Source organism: Bradyrhizobium sp. Kon58 (assembly GCF_055807455.1).
On record NZ_JBVVOT010000093.1, the window covers coordinates 1 to 1,028 of the forward strand.

Below are 1,028 nucleotides of genomic sequence, written 5' to 3' on the forward strand. Positions count from 1 at the left end.
GGTGAATTGTCTTCCAGCAGCGTGGACATGGCCGAGAAAGCCGGCAAGTTGCTCGACGAAATGGTGCCCTCAATCAACAAGACATCCGATCTGGTGCAGGAAATCAGTGCAGCGTCCGAAGAACAGGCCGCGGGCGTCGCGCAGATCAACACCGCGATGACTCAGCTCAATCAGGTGACTCAGCAGAACGCATCGAGCAGTGAAGAATTGGCCGCCACCGCCGAAGAGATGAGCGGCCAGGCCGAGCAACTGCAACAGGCCATGAGCTTCTTCGTACTCGATTCAACAACCAAAGCCGCGATTCAAAGCAGCCCAGCGGACGGCGCCGGCAGCAAGCCAACCCGCCAGCCACCACGTCCTGTCCAACAAGCCCCTCGCAAGGCTTTCGCCTACAGCACGGCAGGTGCCCCGGACGAATCGGAATTCACCCGTTTCTGATCGCCAGAACTGATCCGGGCTCACAGGGAGTAGAGAGATGGGCGCAGTGATGACTACCCGCCAGACCGCCATCGCGGTCGACGAGGACGCGCAGTACCTGACCTTCATGCTCGGTGGCGAAATGTTCGCCATCGGCATTCTGGGGATCAAGGAGATTATCGAATACGGCAGCCTGACCGTGGTGCCGATGATGCCCGCCTTCGTGCGCGGCGTGATCAACCTGCGCGGCGCGGTGGTGCCGGTGGTGGACCTGTCGGCGCGTTTCGGCCGGCCGAACTCCGAGATCACGCGACGCTCGTGCGTCATTATCATCGAAGCCAGCAGCGAAGATGGTCAGCCGCAGGATATCGGGCTGCTGGTCGACACCGTGTCCGCCGTGCAGGAGATCCCTGCCGCACAGATCGAGCCGCCGCCCAGCTTCGGAGCGCGGATCCGCGCGGATTTCATCAGCGGCATGGCCAAGGTCGAGGGCAAATTCGTCATCGTGCTTGAGGTGGACAAGGTGCTGTCCATTGATGAGATGTCCAGTCTCGCCGAAGCTGGCCAAGCGCCGACACTCGACCTCGACCCGCGGTGAGGCCTGATCATGC

2 protein-coding genes are annotated in these 1,028 nt (G+C 61.7%); both read left to right on the forward strand.

From position 1 onward, the window contains the following. Positions 1 to 438, forward strand: a 438-nt coding sequence (locus tag AC0L20_RS39560) for a methyl-accepting chemotaxis protein (protein WP_473295598.1), incomplete at its 5' end; no start/stop codon positions are given. Positions 439 to 475: 37 nt separating this feature from the next. Then, positions 476 to 1,015: a chemotaxis protein CheW gene (locus AC0L20_RS39565; RefSeq protein WP_320429155.1), complete on the forward strand. Its 540-nt coding sequence runs from the start codon at positions 476 to 478 to the stop codon at positions 1,013 to 1,015. Positions 1,016 to 1,028 lie beyond the last annotated feature (13 nt).

What these genes read in the sequence shown, in the direction of transcription:
- AC0L20_RS39565 (WP_320429155.1), top strand. Translation starts at nt 476, where the DNA reads ATGGGCGCAGTGATGACTACCCGCCAGACCGCCATCGCGGTCGACGAG.